Below are 18,269 nucleotides of genomic sequence, written 5' to 3'. Positions count from 1 at the left end.
CTCAAGGTTCAGGCTTGTTTCAGCTGACGGATCTGCCAGGCTGCAATCTGACCGAAACCGCAGTTTTCGTCGTTCGGACTTAGCTGATTATGGAAGAGCAGCCTGTGCTCAGGGCCGGCCGTTTGCCTGATCATTCCGCAAAGCAGCGCATTCTGGAAAACGCCTCCGCTGAAGCCAAGCGTAAATACGCCCAGCTTTCTCGAAAGCTGAAAAACAAGTCCGGCCAGAGTCCGGAAAAAGCGGATCGCAATCCTTCCCCGTGATTCACCGTAGCTGAGTTCGTCGCAAATTGCAGTAAGCATCAGGCGCGGATCAATTTGTGTGCCGCAGGGGCTAAGCTGAAGCGGGTACGCTGCCGTATCAGACCGGGCATGAACCGAAGCAAGGGTTTCAAGCCGCATTGCAGCTTCGGCTTCATAGTTGTTCCGCATGGTGAGGCCCAGCAGCGCACTCACGGCATCAATAAGTCTGCCCATAGAGGATGTTTGAAGCCCGTTCGCTCCTGTCAATGCAGCTTTGTTGTAATAACCCCATTCCTGCTCAGTGAAAAAGCCGGCCAGCAGCTTTTCCCGTCGATCCGCTGCGAAGCCGCAGCTGTGCAGCAGTGAAAGTGCACTAAGGCGCGGTTCCAGGCTCATGCGGTCGCCGGCGAGTACCGGAAAGTATTTAAGGTGCACCTCCCTGCGAATACCCTGAGCACAGTACCGCATCACTTCGCCGCCCCAAATCTGCCCGTCGCCTCCGTAGCCGGTGCCGTCCCAGATAAATCCAAGTACTTCCTGCCCGCTTTGGTGCAGCTCATGCTCGGCCAGCAGGGCTGCAAAATGCGACTCGTGATGCCCGATGGATACACACGCTGCGCCGGTTTCGGCGGCCAGTTTTTGAGCAAGCCCGCTGCTGTGACAGGCAGGATGCGCATCGTGCAGCACTACTTCCGGGCAAAAGCGATACAGCCCGAAAAGATGCTGCCTCACGTGATGCCAGTTTTCCAGCGATTCGTAGGAAGCAAGGTTGCCGAGGTACTGACTCACCAGTATTTTTTGGGAGTCAGCCAGGGCGAAGGCATTCTTGAGATCAGCGCCTGCGGCAAAAACAGGCACAGGCAGTTTGCTGAACGGGTTGGGGTGATGATTCGGTGCCAGGCCCCGGCTTCGTCTCAGCAGAATACGCCGGCCGTGTGTGTCAAATTGGATTACGCTGTCATCCTGCGGCACCATAATATCACGCTCAAAAGTGAGGGTAAGGCAGGCGAAGCGCCCGCACTGTGCTAAGGCGTCGCGGTCACGATAAATTATCGGCGAGCCGCTCAGGTTGGCACTTGTGGCTATAAGCGGGCGCGCCAGCCGCTGTAGCAAAATCCGGAGCAGTGGTGCATAAGGAAGCATGATACCGATGCGGTTCAGCCCGGGAGCAACTTCTGCTGAGCAAAGTCCTGATGCCGGCTTATCTCTGAGCCTGCACAGCACAATCGGTGCCTGCGTGCTTTCAAGAGCTTTTCTTTCGGTTTCGCTCAGTTCGGCATCTCCCTGCACGGTTTCTATGTCGGGGTACATGAGAGCGAAGGGTTTGGCCGGGCGATTTTTTTGTTTCCGCAGTTGCTTTACGGCATTCGCTGCGCAGGCATCTGCGAGCAGCAGATAGCCGCCTACGCCCTTTACAGCGACTGTACTTCCTGCTTCGAGGGCATTGGCTGTCAGATCAAGGCACCGGGCAGGATCTTCGGTAAGCAGCTGAGCTGAAGCTGCGTAAAGCCGCATGGGTATGGCACAAACCGGGCAGGAGTTGGTCTGGCTGTGCTGTCTTGCAGGCAGAGGGCCTTCCTTTGGTACCGCTCCGCAGCTGCCCTCATATTCAAGGCGGCAGCTTTCGCACATCGGCAGCTCTGCCATGGTTGTACGGGCCCGGTCGTAGGGCAGGCCGGTGATGACCGAGTATCGGGGGCCGCAGTTCAGGCAGGTTGTGAAAGCATAGCCGTTTCGGCGGTTACCGGCCTGCCGAAGCTCCTGCCTGCAGCGGTCACAAATGGCTCTGTCGGGCGGTAGCAATGCCCCGGCTGAAGTTTCATCTTGATGATCATTTTCAGGGCTTTCAAGGATGCGGAAAGTATTCGGATGTTCCGGCTCTTCCTTAGCTTCGCCCTGCTCCTGCACAGTTTTATGCCGGGAGCCGGTAATCAGTGCGTGCTCCGGGGGGTGCGTGAGCAGCAGATTCAGGAAGGTTTCCGCTTCCTCGCGCGTTCCGTATATCAAAATTTCCAGCCCTTTGCTGCTGTTGCGCACCCATCCCTTCAGCTGCCGAAGCCGGGCTTCACGCAGCACATAAGGCCTGAACCCGACTCCCTGAACGATGCCTTCAATTAACAAACGATGAGCTTCCATGTGCTTCTTCGTGTTTTTTTAGGGGGATGTATTCCCGGGCGGGATCCGCATCACCTGATAAAAAAACTTAGTTGTCCTTTTTTTGCTGCATTTTGCTGCAAAGCCAGCTGTACCAGCTGTCCAGCCCTTCGCCGGATGTGCAGCTAAGCTCGAAGAAGATCAGCTTTGGATTTACTTTGCGGGCGTTCGCTTTTGCTTTTTCCAGATCGAAGGGTACGTAAGGTAGCAGATCGGTTTTGTTAATGACGCACACAGCCGAGCTGTGAAACATATCAGGGTATTTCACAGGCTTGTCGTCTCCTTCGGTTACGCTCATGATAACGACACGAACCTCTTCACCTAAATCAAACATGGCCGGACAAACCAGGTTCCCGACATTTTCGATGAACAAAACGCTGTTTTCGGCAGGCTTCAGTTCCTGAAGGGCGTGCAGTACCATGTGGGCATCGAGGTGGCATCCCTTGCCTGTGTTGATCTGAACGGCGGGGGTGCCTGTAGCACGAATTCGGTCGGCGTCGTTGCTTGTGTGCTGATCTCCTTCAATTACTGCAAAATTGAGCTCACCTTTCAGGTCGGTAAGGGTTCTTTCGAGCAGCTGTGTTTTCCCCGAGCCCGGCGAGCTTACGAGGTTCAGGGCCAGGATGCCTTTTGCATCACAATAGCCCCGGTTGCGCTCAGCGAGTAGTTTGTTTTCGTAAAGAACATCCCGCTCAAGCTGAAGCAGCCTCCCGCCGGTGTCCTGAACGGTTTCATGAGTGTGATGATGTTGGTTATCATGATGATCAAGATGATCATCATGCTGGCCGCTATGGCCCGACCCGGCTACGCCTGTGATTCCGTGACTGTGCCCGTGCGCGTGCGCATGTCCGTGATCGGGGGCATGGTCATGGTCATGGCCATGAGTGTGGCTGTGATGATGGAGGTTTGTGCGGCTTTCAGGGGCGCCGCACCCGCAGGTGATGCACATAAAATTAGGGGCTTAAAATTTTTTGGGTGATGGCTTTGAAGCCGCCACGGGCTGTGGGAGCGGTTCAGCTGCAGCTTCATTGGGATGCAGGCTGAAGGCAGGCTCATCTTCGAGCCGAAGGCTGCATACCCGCAGAGACTGTCCCTGCCGTATTTCAGGGCCAAACAGGCCGCAGCCGGGGCAGGGCTCGTACAGCTGCTTTATTTCGAATACAAGGCCGCAGCCGGTACATGCTGCTTCGCCGGGCAGGTAGCGGATAGTACAGCGGGCGTGTTCGAGCATGCTGCCGCGAACAGCCTGTTTCCAGGCGAAGCGGAAAGCAGCGGGCTCAATCGAACTGAGCCGGCCGATTTCCAGACTGATGGCTGATATACGATGCGCACCTGCTATCCGGGCTTCCTTTTCGGCAATTTCCACAATATTCAGTACGATGGAAAATTCATGCACGGGCTGCTTCCTTTTTGCGGCGTTTCGCCATCATCCAACCGAAGGAAAGGCCGACCATCAGCACAACAGAGAGCAGTACAATGGCGTGCATGGGTTCGGTGAGGTAGTGCATAAGCGAATGCCCTTCAGTATCCCCGTGACCGGGATGGGCCAAAGCTTTGCTGTGCAATAAAAACAGGCTTGTGAAGCATGTAAAAACGTAAATGAAGAAGGATTTCATAGTTCAGGGATTTACAGATGATGGTTTTGGGAGGCGTGAAACGGCTTTGTTTTTGATACCAAAATGCGCGCGCAGAAGCCGGAGCGCTGACTTTAGATTTTTTTCCCCCTCTTCGCTGAGGCCGGAGCCGAGCGCCCACTGCCGCCCTGTTATGGCAAGTACGTAAGCTTTCGGCCGCTGTCCGTAAAGTGTTTCGCAAAGGTAAAGCACGGCTTCCGGACTTTGCAGATGGGAGGAAAAAAAGTAAGTTTCGGCAGGCTCACAAGCTGAAAGGCGTGCACCGTTTGGCAGCTGCGTTTCGGTAGCATCGGCAAAAATAACTTCGTTGAATCCGGCTATGAGAGCGGCATCTTCTACCTGTAACTGAAAACGGTGGCCGGTTTCAACCTCCGGCGGCAGTGCAGGCTGAATTTCATCCAAAACCCGCCACCCCAGGCCGTCGTCGCCCCGGCTTGCGTTGCCGATTCCTATGAGCAGGGTTCGTTTCATATCGCCCTAATTTTTTTCGACCGTTTGCAGCAGCTCTCCGCCAGCGCTGTACAGCTCGGCCCTGAGAGGCATTTTTCCCATAGCCTGAGTGGCACAGCTCAGGCAGGGATCATAGGCGCGAATGGCAACTTCTACGGCATTGAGCATGCCGTCGGTGATTTCGCCCTTTCCGCTGATTGTTTTACCGGCTACTTCCCGCACAGCCCGGTTCATGGCATCGTTGTTGTGTGTGGTCGATACAATCAGGTTACAGCGGGTAATGAGGCCGCCCTCATCAATTTCGTAATCGTGGGTTAGGGTGCCCCGCGGTGCTTCTATGATGCCGATGCCTTTGCGCCTTGGTGAGCCGGTGCGTACAAGGTTGTTCTCTTCAAGGATTTGTGGATCGTGCAAAAGCTCCCGCATCACTTCAGCAGCATGCAGGGTTTCAATGAGGCGGGCCCAGTGGGTGTACATACTGCGGTTGCAGGGTGCCTGCTCTGAAAAAGCGAAAAACGTTTGCCGGGCTGCTTCAGCGAGCGGACTTGGGATGTAATCACAAACATTTAGCCGGGCAAGCGGCCCGACCCGGTTCCAGCCCTGCTTCCGGCCCAGCGCTTTCAGGTAGGGGAATTTCATGTAGGACCAGCGCTCAACTGCTTCGGAAAAATACTGCGCGTAATCATCGGCGGGTACGTCGTTGAGGGTAACCCGACCCTGTGCGTCTTTGGCACGCAGCAGCCCGTCGTACAGCTCGAGTGCGCCCTCGGGTGAAACCATGCCCAAATGGCCGGACGGGAAGTTTGCAAAATCATCCAGAAAAGCGCGGTTTTGCTGATGGTATCCCAGCATAAACTCCGTCATCTGCTTCGACCAGGCAATCATGGTTTCAATACCGGGCAGGCCGTTACCATCTCCTTCCAGAAAAAGCTGCCGCGCTTCTTTGGTGAACGTTTTGTACACGCCGCCCGGAACTGCAAGGGTGCCGTGTATTTTTTTGCCCGCCAGCGCCTTTATCAGTTCCTGACCGTATTTACGCATGGTTATGCCTTTCAGTGCAAGTTCCCGGTTTGCGACCGCTACGGCTACAACATTGCGCTTTTCGACCGGGGCATCAAGCCCGAAAAGCAGATCGGGAGATGCCAGATAAAAAAAGTGCAGGGCGTGCGACTGAAACATCTGTGCATAGTGCAGGAGTTTTCGCAGTTTGAAAGCCGCCGGGGGCAGCTCAGCCGGATCAATACCAACCAGCTGATCTACCGCTTTGGAGGCAGCGAGATGATGGCTTACCGGGCAGATTCCGCAAAGGCGCTGTACCAGGTTGGGTACCTGCCAGTACGGCGTTCCCTGAATGAAGCGCTCAAAGCCGCGAAACTCCACGATGTGGAAGAAGCTTTCCGCTACGTTTCCGTGCTCATCCAGGTGAATGGTTACCCGGCCATGACCTTCAACGCGGGTTACGGGATCGATAGTGATGGTTCGGCTCATAGAGCTTTCTCCCGGTTAATCGTACTTAAATTCATTGTAGAGAATGGAGAATTTTTCGCCCCAAAGCAGGTTTTTAACCGCTTTCCAGATGTGCTGTGCGTCGGGCGGACAGCCGGGGATGTTGTAGTCGATTTTTACAACTTCACGGCAGGCATAAACCCGGTTGAGCAGCTTGGGAAGCTCTTTGTGATAAGGCACCAGGGCTGTTTCGGCATCGTTGGTGCTGCAGTTGAGGTAAGCTTCCTCGAGGCACTCGCCCAGCGGCAGCTGGTTCCGCATGGCCGGAAGGCCTCCCCAGATGGCACACTCCCCAACTGAAACCAGGATATCGCAGTGCTCACGGAAAGCACGAAGGGTCTCAATATTTTCATCGTTGCAGCACCCTCCCTCAATAATTCCCAGATCGCAGCGCCCGCTAAATTTTTTTATATCGTTGATGGGCGACTTGTCGAACTCAACAAGCTCAACGAGCTCAAGCAGTTCAGTGTCGATATCGAGCATACTCATGTGGCAGCCAAAACAGCCGGCCAGCGAAGTTGTGGCGATGCGTTTTTTCTCTTTCGTTTCGCTGCTTTTGGCATAGGCCCGCTGCGGGATAAAGTCAGTTCGGGTTGATTTCATATCGAACTTCCGCTGACCAAAAGGTTTGCCCAGGCTTTCGCCGCGCACGATGATGGCACCAGTGGGGCAAATCCGCATGGCTTCACGGGCCTGCTCTGTGCTAAGAAGTGCTTCCTGTTCGTAATCGATACCTACAAGCGTGTCGTTGCCCCGGTTCTGATAGCTGAACACACGCTTTCCGTTGTCGGTGCGCACTTCTTCTACACAGCGCATACACTTGATGCAGCGGTTGTGTTCAAGCAGCATCCGGCGGGCCTGCCAGTCAATTTTGTGGTCTGTGAAAAGATGCGGAAACCGGCTCACTGAAATGCCGAGCTCGTAGCCCATATGCTGTAAATCGCAGTCACCGCTTTTTTCACAGGCCGGGCATATATGATTGCCTTCGGCGAACATCATTTCTACCAGTGCCTTGCGCATATCTTTCAGTTCTTCTGTGCCGACTTCAATCACCATGCCCTCGCGTACTTTTTCGGTACAGGCCGGTCCGTAGCGCCCGTTTACCTTGCAGGTACAGGTACGGCAGGTGCCCAGCGGCTGATCCATGTTTTTAAAATAGCACAGTGAGGGGATGAAGATGTCGTTTTCGGCCGCAACATCAACCAGATTTTTGCCCTCATCGGCCAGAATGGTGCGGCCGTCTATGCTAAGGGTAACATGCTTGTTCATAGGGTGGCTCCTGAGCGGCTAAGATTTATAGGCTTCATAATCGGCGGTTGCGCCCTCAAGATCGAATTTCATGTTGAGGCGTTTATCTGCAGGGTCGGTATGGCTTTCGAAATAGTAAGCGAATTTTTTTAGAGCCGTTTCAATGCTGTTGGTAGCCGTTTTACCCAGCCCGCAGCGGCTTGTCATGCGCATTAGCCGGCCCCACTGCCTTAGCTCGTCGAGGTCTTCATTTGTGGCAAGCCCGTCGCGGATGCGCTCGAGTTTGCGCTCTACAATGAAGTTACCGGCACGGCAGGGTGTGCAGATCCCGCAGGATTCCTTTTTGTAGAAATCAGCATAGTTGAGCAGAATTTCGATGATGTCCCGGTTTTTACTGAAAATCGTAAGGGCACCCCCGCAGCGGATGTGCTGCGTTAGCATGGAGTCGAACATGGCAATGGGTACATCCAGATCATCAAGGCTGAGCACTGTACCGGACGGGCCGCTTTCCTGAATGTACCAGGGGTGTTCGGCTTCGCACAGGCTGAGCAGTTGTCGCAGCGTAGTGCCCCAGTTAATCTCGTAAATGCCCGGCTTGCGGCAGTCGCCTGAAACGCTGATCAGTTTGGTACCGGAGGAGCGCTCAATGCCGTACGACTGATAGTTTTCAACACCGTGCTGCAGGATGCGGGCTGCTGCGCTGAAGGTCTCCACGTTGTTAACTACTGTTGGCAGCTGCAGGTAACCCCGCTGCACCGGGAAGAACCATTTGGTACGCGGCTCTCCCCGCTTGCCTTCGGCGGATTCAATCAGTGCGGTTTCCTCACCGCAAACATAAGAACCTGCACCGATTTGCAGGCGGATGTCGAAATGGAAATCCTTTAACCCGCAACAGTCCCGGCCAAGCAGCTTTTTGTTGCGGTAGCGCTCAAGCAGCTCAAGCAACGGTTTTTGCAGCCATTGATATTCGGCACGCAGGTAAATCAGCCCGAAATTTGCACCAATAGCCCGTGCGCAGGCTGTCATGCCTTCAATTACAGTTTCCGGTACTTTTTGCAGCAATATGCGGTCTTTGAACGTGCCCGGCTCACCCTCATCGGCGTTGCAGATCACAACTTTATTACCGGTCGGCTGATCGGCAGCGGCCTGCCATTTCATCCAGGTGGGGTAAAAGGCCCCTCCTCGCCCGGCAAGCTTGGTTGTTTTCAGAGCTCCGATGATGGTATCCGGGCTGTTTGTTTTGAGTTTGGAAACGGCATCACCAGGAGTAAACGCTGTGAAGAAAATTCCGGGCCGCTCACCGGCGGTGTAGCGGATCGGTGCAGCGGGTTCATCACAAAGTGTTTCAACGGGGGCGCCTTTTTTTAGAGCAGCAATGATTTCCCGGATGCGCAGGGCATTGAGGCGGGTGAAGGGGTGGAAGTTAATGAGTGCAGCCGGCTCCTGATCGCACAGCCCGATGCAGGGCGTGGCGTAGAGTCCGAAGGTTTCGGTTGCGTCAGTAGTGCCGTGGCGGGCGCCGGTTTCCCGCTCAAACGCCCGGATAATGCGATCGTAGCCGCTAATGCGGGAAGTCATGCTGTCGTTTACATAAATGGTAAACTTGCCGGCATGTTTGCGGTGGAAAAAATGATAGAATGATACAACGCCCTCAACCTCAATTGCTGAAATACTGAATTCGCCGGCGAGCCGGCGGATATCTGTATCGGAGATGAAACGCTGCCGGTTTTGAATCTCCCAAAGCCGGTCGAGCATGCGGGTTCGGGCGGGTTCAGCGAAACCCGTGTTATGCAGGATGGTGCCTTGTTGAACCATTGTGAACAGCCTCAACAGTTTGGTTTTCCGGGTGAAGCGGGCTGCAAAGGGCAGGCCGCTTTCTGTTCCTGGCAGGCTATCGGACTGGAATCTTTTGAATTTGCGTTTTATAGGTAGTTACAGCCGATAAGCTGCACTTGCGCTGCTTCCGGGAAGGTTCCGTGTGAGGAAAACTACAGAAGCATTATCCTTATAATCGAATCGTGATATTGTAATTATATTAATGATTTGTAATGATTCTTCCAAGTAAAACCACTGTACACGAAAGTGAGCTGAAGGGCATTCAGCAGATGCGGGGCAGCAGTTCGCCGCGCATGGGCGGAAGCACCCGCCGGCCGCCGATGGTGCTGTTCAGTACAACAGGTGCCCGGAGGTCAGAACGAAGCCGGCCGATGAGGGCAGCCTGTTGCCCGAAACGATGGCTGCGCAGCAGTGCAAGGGCTTCTGTTGCTTTATGTGCTGCTACAGCGGCCACAAAAACACCTTCGTTAGCCACAAATAGCGGATCAAGACCGAGCATTTCACAGGCTCCGGCTACTTCTTGCTCTACCGGCAGGGCCGACTCCTCAATTTCAGCACTGAACCTGCTTTGAGATGTGATTTCGTGCAGGATGGTGCCCACTCCGCCCCGGGTTGCGTCGCGCATGAGGTGAAGGTCCGTTCCAAGAGCATCGCTCAGCATCCCGCAGATTTCATGCAGAGGCTGTGTGTCGCTTTGGATGCTTGTTTCGAAACCGATGCCTTTGCGCCGGCTCATTACGGCAATGCCATGCCGGGCAAGAGGGCCGCTAACAAGCAGGCAGTCATTATCTTTTAAAAAAGAAACGCCAAGCTGTACACCGGCCCGCAGGCGCCCGATGCCGCTTGTGTTAATGAAAATACCGTCCCCTTTTCCCCGCTCCACAACTTTGGTGTCGCCGGTTACGATTGCTGCCCCGGCAGCGGCACAGCAGCGCCTGATGCTCTGCAGAATGCGAAGGAAGGATGCTGAGGAAAAGCCTTCTTCCAAAATAAACGCAAGCGACAGATACTGCGGTACCGCTCCGCTTACGGCAAGGTCGTTTATGGTGCCGTTAACAGCAAGATCACCTATATCGCCGCCGGGAAAAAACAGGGGGGAAACAACAAAAGTATCGGTGCTGAAGGCAAAGGGGCCTTCCACCTGTAAGATGGCGGCATCTTCCTGTTTTTGGAGCCAGTCGTTGTTCAGGCATTCAAACACGTACTGTTGAAGCAGCTGCCGCATCTGTGTGCCGCCGCTGCCATGGCTGAGCGTAATTTGTGTAAACTCTGCCGCCGGAGCCGCACAGCTGAGCTTTACGACGGGGCGTTTGTCTTCAGCTTTCATGATGCCACCCGCCCACATACTGATAATAGGCAGCACAGGCGCCCTCGCTGCTCACCATAGGCGCGCCAAGCGGTGTTTCCGGTGTGCAGCCTGTGCCGAAATATTGACACTGTGCGGGTTTTATGAGCCCTTTCATTACTTCACCAGAACGGCACTGCTGCTGCTGCGCCGCCGTTGAAGCTGCCGGAAGCTCGGGGTTAATCCCGAATTTCTGAAAAGCATCAAATGCAGACCATACAGACCTCAGCCTGAGGCCGCTTTCCGGAATTTCGCCTATTCCCCGCCACTCCCGGCTGCTCTTTTCAAAAACAGCATCCGCTGTTTTTATGGCAAAAGGGTTTCCTTCCGGATGAACGGCCCTGCGGTATTGATTTACGAGTTCTGCACGGCTGCTTTCAAGCAGCTCTGCTGCCGAGCAGATACCCTGAAGCAGATCGACCGGCTCGAAACCGGTAACCACAACCGGAACCTGCCAGCGTTTCACAAAGGGCTCATACACCTGCATACCACTAACTGCACACACATGGCCTGCAGCTAAAAAAGCGTTTACCCGTGTTTCAGGGTCAGACATAATTGCGGTCATTGCAGGAGGCACAAGCACGTGAGCGGTGAGCAGGCTGTAGTTTTTGAGGCCGAGCTGATGCGCTTGCAGCACCGAAAGCGCGTTGGCCGGTGCGGTTGTTTCGAAGCCGACCGCAAAAAAGACAACTTCCCGATCGGGCTGCTGCTGTGCCAGCTGCACAGCTTCGTAGGGGGCGTACACCACGCGCACATCAGCTCCCTGTGCACGGGCCTGCAACAGGCTTCCGCTGCTGCCCGGTACCCGGAGCATATCCCCGAATGAGCAAAGAATAACGTTATGATCGAGGGCCAGCGAAACAGCGGTATCAATATGGCTTACAGGTGTGACACAAACCGGACACCCGGGGCCGTGAATCATACTGATTTCGGGTGGCAGCATGTCAAGGATACCGTGCCGTACAAGGCCGTGCGTCTGACCGCCGCAAACTTCCATGATGTGCCATTTTTTTGACACTGTTTTCCGGAGTCGCTCAAGGAGCTGTTTAACCAGCCGGGCATCACGGTATTCGGTGAGATGTTTCATGCCTGTGCGCTTTTTGGAGGAGCGGGCCGGGCTTTCTGAGGAGCCGGGGAGCCGGGCGCTTCTTCAGATTCAGGACCAAGTTCGTCGAGTTCACCAATTTGCTTGAGGTACCGGAAAGTTTCTTCCGCCTCTGCTTCATCAACAACACTTAGCGCCACACCAACATGTACGAGTACGTAATCGCCAGGCTGTGCCTGTGGCACGAAGCAGAGGTTTACATCACGGCGGATGCCACCAAATGACACTACGGCCGGCCGGTTAACTTCGTCGGCAACAGGCGAGACCGAAAGTACTTTTCCGGGAATGGCAAGACACATAAGCGCTGAACTTTGTTGTGAGGGATAAAAAAGAAGGCACTTAAAACTGCTAAAAATCTAACCTGCATATCAGAATACTAAAAAAACATGAATTTGCACAGTGTAAATCTGTTTTGAGGTACGCTAAAGTCGGAAAGCTGTAAACCCCCGATTTACAGCTTCGGATGTAAGCCTGCCGGTTTCATCCTGTTTTCCGTAACTTGGCAAAAGTCTCTATCTTAAAAGCCTTCGGAGAAACCGATTTAAATTATTCAACAAGACTCAAAATAACCGTTAAAGTGGCGACCCTAAAAATCAGCACCTACAACGTAAACGGCATCCGGGCAGCGGAGAAAAAAGGATTTTCGGACTGGGTGAAGGCATCCCAACCCGACATTATCTGCCTGCAGGAAACCAAGGCGCAGGTAGATCAGATTCCGGAGGAAATAGCTGCTTTGGGTTATCATGCGGGCTGGCACTCTGCGGAAAAAAAAGGGTATTCCGGCGTGGGCATCTTATCACGTGCTGAGCCGCTACAGGTGCAGACAGGCATCGGAATCGACTGGATTGACTCCGAAGGCCGGGTGCTGATGCACGAGTACCCGGAGTGCCGCGTACTTTCGCTGTACCTGCCAAGCGGCACAACCGGCGATGTGCGGCAGGAAGTGAAGATGCGCTTCCTCGACGTACTCAGCGATTTCGGCCGGGAGCTGCTCTCGGATGCCAAGCCCCTGGTGCTCTGCGGCGATTACAACATCGCCCATACGGAAATCGACATTCACGACCCCGTACGCAATAAAAATACTTCCGGCTTTTTGCCGGAAGAGCGGGCCTGGTTCACCGATTTTCTGGCGCTGGGCTACAAAGATGTATTCCGCGAGCTGAACCCGGAGCTGACCGATACCTACAGCTGGTGGTCGTACCGGGCGGCCTCCAAAAGCCGGAACAAAGGCTGGCGGCTGGATTATCAGCTTGGCAACGAAGCCATGATGGCCCGCGCAAAATCTGCGGAAATCGAGTTCGCGCAGGATATGAGCGATCACGCGCCCGTATCTGTTGTTTACGAATTCTGAGCCGGGTCAGGCCCGGAAACGCATCACCCGAGAAAAACACCACCATTTAAAAAGCTGCCCTGCATCAGCGCTAAGCGTTGGGCAGGAAGCACATCACCCGAAAAAAAATTACCATGACTACTTCACAGGTTCGCGTTCGTTTCGCCCCCTCACCTACCGGCTGGCTGCACATTGGCGGCCTTCGCACGGCCCTTTACAATTACCTTTTTGCGCGCCGCAACGGCGGCACCTTCGTGCTTCGCATCGAAGATACCGACCAAAAGCGGTATGTGGAGGGCGCCGAAGCTGACATTCTTGAGAGCCTGCGCTGGGCAGGGCTTGAGGCCGATGAGGGTCCGGGCAGCAACGGCGGCTATGGCCCTTACCGGCAGAGTGAGCGCTCAGAGCTGTACCGTCGCTATGCCGCGCAGCTGGTGGAAAGCGGCCATGCCTACTATGCCTTTGATACGCCGGAAGAAATCGAGGCGACGCGCGAAGCCGTGGGCGAAACTTTCAAGTATGACGCCATCACCCGGAACAAAATGAAAAACAGCCTCACGCTTTCTGAGGCCGAAGTACAGCAGCGGCTTTCTTCGGGTGAGCCGTATGTGATCCGGCTGATGGTGCCCGTAGGCGATACCGTAGCTTTTGAAGATATGGTCCGCGGCAAGGTGCGGTTCGAAGCTTCCGAAATTGATGATCAGGTGCTGATGAAATCTGACGGGCTGCCGACCTATCACCTGGCCAATGTGGTGGATGACCACGAGATGGGCATCACGCACGTGATTCGCGGCGAGGAATGGCTGCCGAGTGCGCCTAAGCACATGCTGCTGTACCGGGCCTTCGGCTGGACCCCGCCTGTGATGGCGCACCTGCCGCTGATTATGTCGCCCGCGGGCGGTAAGCTGAGCAAGCGCAAAGCTGAGGAGCAGGGGATTATGGTGAACGTGCGGGATTACATTCAAAATCACTACGAAGCGCAGGCGCTGGTTAATTTCCTGGCTTTTCTGGGATGGAACCCCGGCGATGAGCGCGAGCTGTTTACCCTGGAAGAACTTTGTGAGGTTTTTGAGCTTGACCGGGTGAGTAAGTCAGGGGCTGTGTTCAATAACGACAAGCTGAGCTGGTACAATGCGCATTACCTGCGTGCCCGAAACCCGGAGGAGCTGCTTCCGGCGGCGCGCGCGGAGCTGGCAAAGCACGGCATGGAGGCCGGCGACGATGCCTTTCTTGCGGGTGCCATCGGTCTGCTGCTTGAGCGCATCGAAACCCTGGCTCAGCTGCCCGAAGCCGGCGCCTTCTTTTTTAAAGCACCCGAGCAGTATGATGAAAAAGCGGTGAAAAAAGCCTGGAAAGCGGATACAGCTGACCTCATAAACACTTACCTTGCCGAAATCAGCGGTTTAGAAGGCGCGGCTTTTGAGGCCGCAGCGCTGAAAGCAGCCCTGATGGCTGTGATTGAAAAAGCCGGTGTGGGTATGGGCAAGCTCATGCTTCCGGTTCGCCTGGCTGTTACAGGAGTTGGGGGCGGCCCGGATCTCTTCCAGACCATGCAGCTGCTTGGGCGTGAGGAAGTGCTGGGCCGTATCGGAACCGCAGTACAAAAACTGGCTGATTAATTCCTTATTTGCAGTGTGGCTGCGTGCAGCCGGGCTGCATAAAACCGAATCTGATGTTATGGATCGAAAAGATGAGCTTACAGCAGCGGTTCGCTTTGTGCGCCGGAGCAACCAAAAATATATCCGCATCAGGGTAAAGCCTGATGAAGTAATTGTATCGGGGCCGTCGCGGGCATCGGAACGGGAGCTGAAAAACTTTTTTGAGCAAAAGAAAGAATGGGTGATAGAAAACCTTCAGAAGCTGAATCAGCGCAAGGAGCAGACCGGCGCCCTGAACCGCTTTGATGAAGGTTTCCTGCTGTATGGGGGCGAATGGGTGCCGGTTGACATCACTAAAAACGAGCCCCGAACCCGTATTACATTTGAAAACGGCCGCTTCAAAATAAACGTAAGCAAATACGAGAAACCTGATGCAGCCCTGTTTTCATGGATTTATTCGAACTGGGCTGTAAGCGAAATCGGGCAGCGTTTCTCGGAAATTGCATCCCAATACAACTTTAAGGTCGGCAGGGTTACCATCCGCAATCAGCGGACAAAATGGGGCAGCTGCTCGGGGAAAGGCAACATCAACCTGAACTGGCGGCTCATAAAATGCCCGCGCTTTGTGCAGGATTATATTTTTATACACGAGCTTTGCCATCTCAGGCATCTGAACCACAGCCCGGAGTATTGGGCACTGGTCGATTCTTTATACCCCCGCCGCGCTGAGGCTGAGCGCTGGCTAAAAATACACGGTCCGCTCGCGTTTCAGGATCCCTGAAGCTTGCAGAACAAAGAAAGCGCTGATCAGGCCGTGAGCATGAACCGGGGCTTGGCCGGCTGTTTTTTTCTGCGCGGTTTCTGAGGCTGCAGTAGTGCCGTTTCCTGACCGATTCTGAGGGTGAAAAGCTGGGCCGGCGGGAAATTCCGCAGCACAAATGTGCGGTCGATACTGAAGCGGCTTACGAGTTCTTTCTCGTATTTGCACCTGAAGTGATTGAAATTCACATACTTGTAGTAAGAAATAAAACCGCCGGGTTTGCACAGCTTTAATTTTTGCTCCCACATGCCTTTGCTTACTTCTTCAGGGATGCTTTCGTAGGGGATGCTCGAAAAAATATAATCGTAGGGCTTGCCGGGGCTGAATTCCAGCAGGTCGGTATAGTGTACCTGCATATTCGGATGGCTGAACTCCCGGCGAAGCATCCGGCAAAAATGAGGATTGATCTCAACCAGATCCAGCGAATCTTCCGGTCTTAAAACTTTCAGGATCGCTTTTGTGAGGGTGCCTGTGCCGGGCCCGAGTTCAAGAATCCGTAGGGGGCTTTTGGTTTTTTGTACTTGTTTGGCGAGAAACCGAACCATATCGCTGCAAAGATATTTGGAACTTGGTGCAACTGCTCCCGTTTTCCGGATATCTCTAATGAAGTACAAAATCGGATTCAAAGCGACGCTGTTTCGTTGAAAGTTTGCTGGACTAAAACTGGTGATGGGTTGATTATAATGATTTATACTTCCATCACCAATTTATTTATGGCATCACACAACCAGCGGACTGCGGGGTATGGTCTGCTTTTTTACTTTTTGGGGGTAAGAACGGATACCGGCAGTATCATCTCTTCCATAGATGCGCCCCCGTGCTGAAACGTATCTTTGTATTTATTCTGGAAACGGTGATAGTTGGTCGGGTACACAAAAAAGTAATCTTCTTTTGCGATGATGTAGTTCGTGCTCGAGTTGATGCGCGGCAGCCGGAAATCATCCGGGTTATCCACAATGATGGCCGCGTTTTTGTCGGCCTTGAGGTGCCGCCCGAATTTATAGCGCAGGCTTGTGGAGGTGTTCCGGTCGCCCAGCACTTTGGTATCGCGAAGGGCGCGCACCGAGCCGTGATCGGTGGTGATTACGATGCGAACATTTTTCGAACTCAGATCGCGTAAAATTTGCAGCAGGTTTGAATGCTGAAACCAGGTTTTGGCAAGCGACCGGAAGGCGGGTACATCGGGGGCAATTTCCTTCATTACATCCGAATCAGAGCGGTAGTGAACGAGGGTATCCACAAAATTAAAGACGAAAGCATTAAAAGGATGCTGTACGTAATTCATGATGCGGTCTGCTATTCTTTTCCCCTCTTCCTTGTGGAGCACTTTTTCGTAACGGGGTTCAAAATTGTGGCCCAGCCTGTGAAGCTGTTCACGCAGCAGGTCGGGTTCGTCCTGATTGAGGGATGACTCATCGCCTTCCGCATTTCGCCAGTACTGAGGGTAGTGTTTTTCGATATCGGCGGGATAGAGCCCGGCGAAAATAGCGTTTCGGGAGTAGGGTGTAGCGGTAGGAAGAATAGAGTAATAAAAATCAGTTTCGATGTGGTAAAACTCGCTGAGTAACCGTTCAAAAACCAGCCACTGATCGTAGCGCATGCAATCGATGATGAATAAAAAATTGCTGTCGTAGCTGCCGCCAATGTGAGGATGGATATACTCTTTGATGATATCGACCGACAGCAGCGGGCGTTCGTTGGCTTCTTTGGTGAGCCAGTACTGATATTCGCTGTCGATGAATTTCCCGAATTCTGTGTTTGCCTGCTGCATTTGATCGTAGAGCACCTGTAGCAGGCCTTCGTCGGTTTTTTCAAGCTCAAGCTCCCAGCCGGTAAGCGCGCTGTAAATGGAAATCCATTCCGACCAGTCCGGCCGGCTTTGTATTTGTGCGCTGATGCTCTGAAAGCTCTGAAGATAACTCTGTGCCGATTTCTCGTTGCTGAGCCTTTTTTGATCTAAAATGCGCTTTATGGTAAGCAGAATCTGATTTGGGTTTACCGGCTTAATGAGGTAATCTGCAATTTTAAACCCTATGGCATCCTCCATGATAAACTCCTCCTCGCTTTTGGTAATCATTACTACAGGAAGCTGCGGGTTTATTTTTTTGATTTTGCTCAGGGTTGTGAGCCCGTCCATACCGGGCATTTGTTCATCTAAAAAAACAAGATTAAAAACTTCTTTTTGTACCAGGGTGATGGCATCTTCTCCGTTGGTTACCGGTACCATTTCGAAGCCTTTTTTTTCTAAAAACATGATGTGCGGCTTCAGCCGGTCGATTTCGTCGTCGGCCCATAAAATGCGAATACTCATTGATGAATCAGTTTTAATTTAGTTTAACTGTCGGATTGTGTTGTGATGTAATCTTTGATAGCTTCGAAACGGGCCTGACCTATACCTCGTACATTTTTTATTTCACTGATGTCTTCAAAAGGGCCGTTTTCATTACGATACTCAATTATACGGGCAGCAATCGCAGGCCCGATTCCCGGCAGTTTAACAAGCTCTTCGGCATCGGCAGTGTTAATATTGATTCTGGATTCAGGTGTAAGTGCTGTTTCCGTATTGGTTGATGATGCACGCGATGTTTCAGCATGAGCAGCCATAGTCGTGGCTGTGGCTGTAGCGGCTTCCGTTCTGACAGCCGCTGCGGGGGAGGCGGAAGGCTGGGCTGCCAAAGAAAGCTGATCTGAGGTCTGCTTTTCACTGGCATTGCCTGAATTAAGCTCATGTTCGTAAGCTGAGCCCGAAATCTGCTGCTGTGATTGCGGGTAATATCGGGCCATTATTTCCTGGTGCGCATTGTCACGTGCCTGAACCCGTTCATGAAAATCAGCGATGATCTCCTGATAATAGTCTTCGGAAAATGCCGGTGCCGGATGGTAAAGCTGATTGATGGTTAATAGCAGTACAAATGCTCCCCCAAGGGCGAGCACCCCCAGCCTTTCATAATAGGTTATCTGAAGGCGGTCTGTTAAAAAGTAGAGAAACCGTTTCATAGAA

Annotated in this window: 17 protein-coding genes; 3 read left to right on the top strand and 14 right to left on the bottom strand. The window is 53.4% G+C overall.

Annotated elements, in window-relative coordinates; translation table 11 throughout:
* Nucleotides 1–8: 8 nt before the first annotated feature.
* From hypF to LAT75_RS00500, 11 genes are all read right to left on the bottom strand, one after another.
* A complete protein-coding gene (hypF, locus tag LAT75_RS00550; protein WP_291480657.1) occupies nucleotides 9–2,378 on the bottom strand; it encodes a carbamoyltransferase HypF in 2,370 nt (789 codons plus the stop codon).
* A gap of 67 nt (nucleotides 2,379–2,445) precedes the next feature.
* On the bottom strand, nucleotides 2,446–3,345 hold the full coding sequence (gene hypB / locus LAT75_RS00545; RefSeq protein WP_291480656.1) for a hydrogenase nickel incorporation protein HypB: 900 nt from the start codon (nucleotides 3,343–3,345) through the stop codon (nucleotides 2,446–2,448).
* A gap of 12 nt (nucleotides 3,346–3,357) precedes the next feature.
* Entirely contained in the window at nucleotides 3,358–3,792 is a 435-nt protein-coding gene (locus LAT75_RS00540; RefSeq protein ID WP_291480655.1) for a hydrogenase maturation nickel metallochaperone HypA, read from the bottom strand.
* Nucleotides 3,785–4,012, bottom strand: a complete 228-nt coding sequence (locus LAT75_RS00535; RefSeq protein ID WP_291480654.1) for a hypothetical protein — start codon at nucleotides 4,010–4,012, stop codon at nucleotides 3,785–3,787. The genes LAT75_RS00540 and LAT75_RS00535 overlap by 8 nt, the downstream gene beginning before the upstream one ends.
* Nucleotides 4,013–4,015: 3 nt before the next feature.
* A complete protein-coding gene (locus LAT75_RS00530) occupies nucleotides 4,016–4,501 on the bottom strand; it encodes a hydrogenase maturation protease (RefSeq protein ID WP_291480653.1) in 486 nt (161 codons plus the stop codon).
* A gap of 6 nt (nucleotides 4,502–4,507) precedes the next feature.
* Nucleotides 4,508–5,968, bottom strand: a complete 1,461-nt coding sequence (locus tag LAT75_RS00525) for a Ni/Fe hydrogenase subunit alpha (protein WP_291480652.1) — start codon at nucleotides 5,966–5,968, stop codon at nucleotides 4,508–4,510.
* A gap of 15 nt (nucleotides 5,969–5,983) precedes the next feature.
* A complete protein-coding gene (locus LAT75_RS00520) occupies nucleotides 5,984–7,255 on the bottom strand; it encodes a 2Fe-2S iron-sulfur cluster-binding protein (RefSeq protein WP_291480651.1) in 1,272 nt (423 codons plus the stop codon).
* 18 nt (nucleotides 7,256–7,273) lie between these two features.
* Nucleotides 7,274–9,049, bottom strand: a complete 1,776-nt coding sequence (locus tag LAT75_RS00515; RefSeq protein ID WP_291480650.1) for an NAD(P)H-dependent oxidoreductase subunit E — start codon at nucleotides 9,047–9,049, stop codon at nucleotides 7,274–7,276.
* 283 nt (nucleotides 9,050–9,332) lie between these two features.
* Complete coding sequence (hypE, locus tag LAT75_RS00510; RefSeq protein ID WP_291480649.1) at nucleotides 9,333–10,397, bottom strand: hydrogenase expression/formation protein HypE; 1,065 nt, start codon at nucleotides 10,395–10,397, stop codon at nucleotides 9,333–9,335.
* Nucleotides 10,387–11,502, bottom strand: coding sequence for a hydrogenase formation protein HypD (hypD, locus tag LAT75_RS00505; protein ID WP_291480648.1), 1,116 nt, complete (start codon nucleotides 11,500–11,502; stop codon nucleotides 10,387–10,389). The genes hypE and hypD overlap by 11 nt, the downstream gene beginning before the upstream one ends.
* Complete coding sequence (locus tag LAT75_RS00500; RefSeq protein WP_291480647.1) at nucleotides 11,499–11,819, bottom strand: HypC/HybG/HupF family hydrogenase formation chaperone; 321 nt, start codon at nucleotides 11,817–11,819, stop codon at nucleotides 11,499–11,501. The genes hypD and LAT75_RS00500 overlap by 4 nt, the downstream gene beginning before the upstream one ends.
* Nucleotides 11,820–12,097: 278 nt before the next feature.
* Between LAT75_RS00500 and LAT75_RS00495 the strand changes: the two genes are divergently transcribed.
* The 3 genes from LAT75_RS00495 to LAT75_RS00485 all read left to right on the top strand — a co-directional run bounded on the left by LAT75_RS00495 (nucleotide 12,098) and on the right by LAT75_RS00485 (nucleotide 15,229).
* On the top strand, nucleotides 12,098–12,871 hold the full coding sequence (locus LAT75_RS00495; RefSeq protein WP_291480646.1) for an exodeoxyribonuclease III: 774 nt from the start codon (nucleotides 12,098–12,100) through the stop codon (nucleotides 12,869–12,871).
* 113 nt (nucleotides 12,872–12,984) lie between these two features.
* Complete coding sequence (gene gltX, locus LAT75_RS00490) at nucleotides 12,985–14,469, top strand: glutamate--tRNA ligase (protein WP_291480645.1); 1,485 nt, start codon at nucleotides 12,985–12,987, stop codon at nucleotides 14,467–14,469.
* Between the two features lie 58 nt (nucleotides 14,470–14,527).
* Nucleotides 14,528–15,229 (top strand): SprT family zinc-dependent metalloprotease, encoded by a 702-nt coding sequence (locus LAT75_RS00485; protein WP_291480644.1) that lies wholly within the window; start codon nucleotides 14,528–14,530, stop codon nucleotides 15,227–15,229.
* A 26-nt stretch (nucleotides 15,230–15,255) separates the two neighbouring features.
* Here LAT75_RS00485 and LAT75_RS00480 read toward each other — a convergent pair whose 3' ends face one another.
* From LAT75_RS00480 to LAT75_RS00470, 3 genes are all read right to left on the bottom strand, one after another.
* A complete protein-coding gene (locus LAT75_RS00480; protein ID WP_291480643.1) occupies nucleotides 15,256–15,894 on the bottom strand; it encodes an SAM-dependent methyltransferase in 639 nt (212 codons plus the stop codon).
* A 131-nt stretch (nucleotides 15,895–16,025) separates the two neighbouring features.
* Nucleotides 16,026–17,579, bottom strand: a complete 1,554-nt coding sequence (locus tag LAT75_RS00475; protein ID WP_291480642.1) for a response regulator — start codon at nucleotides 17,577–17,579, stop codon at nucleotides 16,026–16,028.
* A gap of 23 nt (nucleotides 17,580–17,602) precedes the next feature.
* Nucleotides 17,603–18,265 carry a ComEA family DNA-binding protein gene (locus tag LAT75_RS00470; RefSeq protein ID WP_291480641.1) on the bottom strand — a complete coding sequence of 221 codons (663 nt, stop codon included), beginning with the start codon at nucleotides 18,263–18,265 and terminating at the stop codon, nucleotides 17,603–17,605.
* Between the last annotated feature and the right edge of the window lie 4 nt (nucleotides 18,266–18,269).

This window comes from Cyclonatronum sp. (assembly GCF_022565315.1).
Taxonomy (GTDB): domain Bacteria; phylum Bacteroidota; class Rhodothermia; order Balneolales; family Cyclonatronaceae; genus Cyclonatronum.
Note: the sequence above shows the minus strand (reverse complement) of the source record. Positions and strands in the feature narration are given on the sequence as shown.